Origin of the sequence: Kitasatospora sp. NPDC002965 (assembly GCF_040611255.1) — a bacterium.
Classification (GTDB): domain Bacteria; phylum Actinomycetota; class Actinomycetes; order Streptomycetales; family Streptomycetaceae; genus Kitasatospora.
The window spans coordinates 41,355-47,349 of sequence record NZ_JBEXNT010000073.1 but is presented as its reverse complement, the minus strand read 5'-3'; the positions used below and the strand labels follow the sequence as shown (position 1 = coordinate 47,349).

At 75.3% G+C, this 5,995-nt stretch carries 2 protein-coding genes; one reads left to right on the top strand and one right to left on the bottom strand.

What is annotated here, in order from left to right; translation table 11 throughout:
• Positions 1–3,311, bottom strand: a 3,311-nt coding sequence (locus ABZY91_RS25450) for a type I polyketide synthase (RefSeq protein WP_355405386.1), incomplete at its 3' end; no start/stop codon positions are given.
• A 251-nt stretch (positions 3,312–3,562) separates the two neighbouring features.
• Here ABZY91_RS25450 and ABZY91_RS25445 point away from each other — a divergent pair.
• Positions 3,563–5,911 (top strand): FHA domain-containing protein, encoded by a 2,349-nt coding sequence (locus tag ABZY91_RS25445; protein ID WP_355405385.1) that lies wholly within the window; start codon positions 3,563–3,565, stop codon positions 5,909–5,911.
• Positions 5,912–5,995 lie beyond the last annotated feature (84 nt).

The window sequence follows — 5,995 nt, the reverse complement described above, 5'->3', positions numbered from 1 at the left end:
GCGACGAGCCGGGCCGCCGCCGGGGCGTCCGGCCGTTCGGGCAGGTCGACCAGTCCGCCCCACCGGTCCGGGTGCTCCAGGCCGAGGACCCGGGCCAGTCCCCAGACCGCCGCCGGGCCCGGGTCGGGCGCCGGATCGTCCGGCCCGGTGGCCACCGCGCGCCGGGTGACGAACCAGTGCGGTGCCGTCAGGCCCTGCCGGACGACCGCGAGGGCCTGCTCCGGGGTGGACACCGCGGCCAGCACACCGGCGAGGGCCGGCCCGGGCTCGGCGACCACCTCGGTGCCCGCGGCCCGCAGGGCGCCGGCGAGCGCCCCGTCCTCCTCGCCCAGCACCAGCCACGCGCCGTCCGGCGCGGCGGCGGGCTGCGGCGCGGTGGCGGGCTGCGGCACGGCGGTCTGCCCGGCGCCGGTCTGCGGCTCCGCGCCGGCCAGGTCGGTGGCCGAGGCGTCCGTGCCCGGCAGGTCGGTGGCCGGCGGGCCGGCGGTCAGGACGTCGTCCGCCGGCTGCCACTCGACGCGGTAGCGCCACCCCTCGGTGCCCGGCTGCTCCTCGGCCGGGCCGTCCAGCCAGAACCGCCGCCGGTGGAACGCGTACGTCGGGAGGTCGACGCGGCGCGCGCCGGGAAGCACCGCGCTCCAGTCGACCGGGAAACCGTGGACGAACAGCGTGCCCAGCGCGGTGAGCGCGGTGGTGGGCTCGTCGCGGTCCTTGCGCAGCGTCGGGACGCACACGGCGTCCGGGCGCAGCTGCCGGGCCAGCGCCGTCAGGACGCCGTCCGGGCCGAGCTCCACGAGCGTGCCGATGCCGTCCAGCGCGCCGACGGCGTCCGCGAAACGGACGGGCCGGCGGACCTGCTCGACCCAGTACTCCGGGTCCGTCCACTCCCCCGGTCCCACCCGTCGGCCGGTCACGCTCGACACCGCCGGCGTCGACGGCTCGGCGAAGGCCAGGGACTTCACGACGGTCCGGAACTCCGCCAGCATCGGCTCCATCAGCCGGGAGTGGAACGCGTGGCCGGTCCGCAGCCGACTGGTCTTCCAGCCGCGCCCGGCCGCGAGCACGGCCGCCTCCTCCACCGCGTCCGCGGCCCCGGAGACCACCACGGCCGCCGGGCCGTTCACCGCCGCGACGTCCAGCGTGCCGAACGCCGCCCGGACGTCGGCCTCGGAGGCTCCGACGGCGAGCATCGCCCCGCCGGCGGGTAGGGCCTGCATCAGCCGGCCGCGCGCGGCGACCAGCGCGGCCGCGTCCGCGAGCGACAGCACCCCGGCCACGTGCGCGGCGGCGATCTCACCGATCGAGTGCCCGACCAGGACGTCCGCCCGCACACCCCAGTGCGTGAGCAGTGCGTGCAACGCCACCTCGACGGCGAACAGCGCCGGCTGCGCGTACTCGGTCCGGTGGACGAGGTCCTCGTCGTGGAGCGCGACGGCCAGCGGCACGCCCAGGTGCGGGTCCAGCGCGGCGGTGACGGTGGCCAGCGCGTCCGCGAACACCGGGAACTCGGCGGCGAGTGCCGCCCCCATGGCCGCCCGCTGCGCGCCCTGGCCGGTGAAGAGGAACGCCCGCTTCCCGCGGACCGCGACCCCTTCGACCATGCCCTCGCCCCGGCCTCCGGAGGCCCAGGCGGTCAGCGCGTCGGCCGCCCGTGCCAGGCCGTCATCGGTCCGCTGCGCGAGGAACACGGCCCGGTGCGGCAGCGCGGCCCGCAGGGTGGTCGACCGGGCGAGGTCGGCCGGGGACCCGTCCGGATGCTCCCGCAGGTGGCGGCCGAGCCGTCCGGCCTGCCGGCGCAGCGCGTCGGCGTCCGGTCCGCTGACGACCAGCGGCACCACCCGGCCGGCCGCCGGAGCGGGTGCGGCCCGGGGGGCGGACGGGGTCTGGGACACGGACGGGGTCTGGGGGGCGGAGGGGGTCTGGGGGGCGGGGGGTTCCTCCACGATGACGTGGGCGTTGGTGCCGCTGATGCCGAACGACGAGACGGCCGCCCGGCGCGGACGGTCCACCGCCGGCCAGGGGCGGGCCTCGGTGAGCAGTTCCACGTCCCCTGACGCCCAGTCGACCTGGGGGGTGGGCGCGTCGACGTGCAGCGTGCGGGGCAGCACGCCGTGCCGCATCGCCTGGACCATCTTGATGATGCCGGCCGCCCCGGCCGCCGCCTGGGTGTGCCCGAGGTTCGACTTGATCGACCCGAGCCAGAGCGGGTCGCCGCCGTCCCGGTCCCGCCCGTACGTCGCCAGCAGCGCCTGGGCCTCGATCGGGTCGCCCAGCGTCGTCCCCGTACCGTGCGCCTCGACCACGTCGACGTCCCGCGGCGACAGACCGGCGTTCGCCAGCGCCTCCCGGATGACGCGCTGCTGCGACGGGCCGTTCGGCGCCGTCAGACCGCTGGAGGCGCCGTCCTGGTTCACCGCCGTGCCCCGCACCACCGCCAGGACCGGGTGGCCGAGCCGCTGCGCGTCCGACAGCCGCTCCACCAGCAGCATGCCGACGCCCTCGCCCCAGCCGGTGCCGTCCGCACCCGCCGCGAAGGACTTGCACCGGCCGTCGGCCGCCAGCCCCCGCTGCCGCGAGAACCCGACGAACGTCTCCGGGGTCGCCATCACCGCGGCCCCGCCCGCGAGGGCGAGATCGCACTCGCCCGCCTGCAGCGCCCGGGCCGCCAGGTGCAGCGTGACCAGGGACGACGAGCAGGCGGTGTCCACCGTCAGCGCGGGGCCCTCCAGGCCGAGCGTGTAGGAGATCCGGCCGGAGGCGACGCTGCCGGAGTTGCCGGTCCCGAGGTACGCCTCGACCTCGTCCGGGACGTCCAGCAGGCGCGCGGCGTAGTCGTGGTACATCAGGCCCACGTAGACGCCGGTGCGGGAGCCGCGCAGGCCCAGCGGGTCCACCCCGGCCCGCTCCAGCGCCTCCCACGCCGTCTCCAGCAGCAGGCGCTGCTGCGGGTCCGTCGCCAGCGCCTCGCGCGGCGAGATCCCGAACACGTCCGGGTCGAAGTCCGCGGCCTCGTAGAGGAACCCGCCTTCGCGCGCGTACGAGGTGCCGGGGTGGTCCGGGTCGGGGTGGTAGAGCCCCTCGACGTCCCAGCCGCGGTCGGTCGGGAACAGGCCGATGCCGTCCCGGCCCTCCTCCACCAGCTTCCACAGCTCGTCCGGAGTGGTGATCCCGCCCGGGTAGCGGCAGGCCATCCCGACGATCGCGATCGGCTCGCGGGCGCCGGCCTCGGCCTCCGCCAGCCGCTTGCGCGTCTGATGGAGGTCGGCGGTCACCCGCTTCAAATAGTCCCGGAGCCTCTGCTCAGTCGACACCAGCGCGTCACCTCACTCCGGTGGTCACCGGGATCGCAGGGTGGGACGGCACCGCGGACCGGCGGTACCGTCCCAGACGCTAGGAGCGGTCCCTCGGGCCCCTCAACCCCTAGGAGTCCCTTAGCCGCGGATCCCGGCCCGCCGGCGGGAATCCCCCCGACGGGCCGGGATCCGCCGATCGCGCGGTCCGAGGCCGTCACAGGGGGCAGGCGCCCGGGCGGCCGGGCCCCCACCGGACTAGCATCGACCGTATGGGAGAACGAGAGTTCGGGCCCAGCGCGCCCCAGCTCGTACTCGATGCCGAAGGCGACTCGCAGGTCATGAGCCCGAGCCGCTCCTACGCCGTCGGCCGGGACCCGGCCAGCGACGTCGTGTTCACCGACCCCCGGGTCTCCTGGCACCACGCCGTCCTGCACGAGGGGGACGGCCGGTGGGTGCTCGACGACGTCGGTTCCACCAACGGCACGTACACCGAGGGCCACCGCGTCCGGCACCTGGACGTCGGCCCCGGCAGCGTGGTCCGCTTCGGCGATCCCGCCGACGGGCCCCGCTGCAGCCTGAGCGCCCTGCCCGAGCCGATGACCGTCCAGCAGCGGCAGTCGTCCGCCCTCACCTCGATCACCGGCTCCTACCGCCCGCCGACCAGCATCCTCCCGCTGTCCGCCCGCGTCGTCCGGATCGGCCGCGCCCCCGACAACGACCTGGTGGTGAGCGACCTCTCCGCCTCCCGCCACCACGCCGAGCTCCGTGCCCTCCCCGACGGCCGGTACGAGATCGCGGACCTGGAGAGCCACAACGGCACCTACCTCAACGGCCAGCCCGTGTTCGAGGCCCTCGTCGGCCAGGGCGACCTGGTCGGCATCGGCCACTCGGAGTTCTGCCTGATCGGCGACGAGCTCCAGGAGTTCGTCGACACCGGCATCGTCGACCTCGACGTCGAGGACCTCACCGTCACGGTCGGCGACGCCCACGTCCTGCTCGACCATGTCACCTTCCCGGTCGGCGAGAAGAGCCTGCTGGCCGTCACCGGCCCCAGCGGCGCGGGCAAGTCCACCCTGCTCAACGCCCTCACCGGGCTCCGCCCCGCGACCGGGGGCACCGTCCGCTACGACGGCCGCGACCTCTACCGCGAGTACGCCGAGCTGCGCCACCGCATCGGCCTCGTCCCGCAGGACGACATCCTGCACACCCAGCTGCGGGTCCGCCGAGCCCTGCGGTACGCGGCCGAGCTCCGCTTCCCCGGCGACACCGCCCCCGCCGAACGGGAGGCCCGGGTCGAGGAGGTGATCAGCGAGCTCGGCCTCACCCAGCGCGCCGACCAGGTCATCTCCAATCTCTCCGGCGGCCAGCGCAAGCGTGTCAGCGTCGCCCTCGAACTGCTCACCAAGCCCTCCCTGCTGTTCCTGGACGAACCCACCAGCGGTCTCGACCCCGGCATGGACCGCTCGGTCATGCAGATGCTCCGCGGCCTCGCCGACGACGGACACACCGTCATCGTCGTCACCCACAGCGTGCTCAGCCTCGACCTCTGCGACCGTCTGCTCCTGCTCGTCCCCGGCGGCCGGATCGCCTGGTACGGCCCGCCCGGCGAGGCCCTCGGCCACTTCGGCTTCGACCACTGGCCCCAGGCGTTCGAAGCCTTCGAGAGCCGGCGCGACCACGACTGGGCCGGTCAGTACCGGGCGTCCACCCCCTACCGGCGCTACATCGCCGGCGCCATGGACCACCCCGCCCGCTCGCTCCCCGGCACGCCGGCGCCCACCGCCTCGGCCCCCCGACCCACCCCGAGGCGCTGGGGCAAACAGGTCTCCACCCTCGTCCGCCGCTACGCCACGGTGCTCGCCGCCGACAGGACCTTCCTCGCCGTGATGATCGCCCTGCCGTTCATCATGGGCGCCCTGACGCGCGCCCTCGCGGGCCGACAGCTCGACGAGGACACCGCCCTCAACGCGCTGCTCATCCTCTGCGTCGGCGGCGTCCTCACCGGGGCCGCCAACGCCGTCCGCGAACTGGTCAAGGAAACCGTCATCTACCAGCGCGAACGCGCCGTCGGCCTGTCCAGATCCGCGTACCTCTGCTCGAAGATCGTGGTGCTCGGCACCATCACGGTCGTCCAGTCGGTGGTCCTCACCCTGGTCGCCCTGGTCGGCGTCGGGCTCGGACCACCGGGGGCCGGAGGCGTGTTCCTGCCGCGCCTGGTGGAGATCACCCTCGCCGTCGCCCTGCTCTCCGTCACCACGATGGTCCTCGGCCTCCTCGTCTCCGCCGTGGTGAAGAAGGAGGAGGTGACCATGCCCCTGCTGGTCCTGGTCGCCATCGTCCAGGTGGTGTTCTGCGGCGCGCTGCTCCAGCTCGACCAGACGCCGATCCTCAACCAGCTCTCCTGGCTGGCGCCCGCGCGCTGGGGGTTCGGCGCGATGGCCGCCACCGTCGACCTGGGCGCCCTCCTGCCCGACCCCCTCACCGACGACCCGATGTTCGCCCACCGCGGCAGCGTCTGGCTGCTCGACATGGGCATGCTGCTGGCCCTCTCCGTGCTCTTCGGACTCGTCGTCGCCCGGCTGCTGCGCCGGCGCGAACCCGTGATCATGCGGAAGTAGGCCGCGTCCACCGGTCGCGCCGCGCCCTCGCGGCCGGTGGAGCGCCGGCCCCTGCGTGCCGGCGCTCCGCCCCGCCCCGGCCGG

What these genes read in the sequence shown, in the direction of transcription:
- ABZY91_RS25445 (WP_355405385.1), top strand. Translation starts at nt 3,563, where the DNA reads ATGGGAGAACGAGAGTTCGGGCCCAGCGCGCCCCAGCTCGTACTCGAT.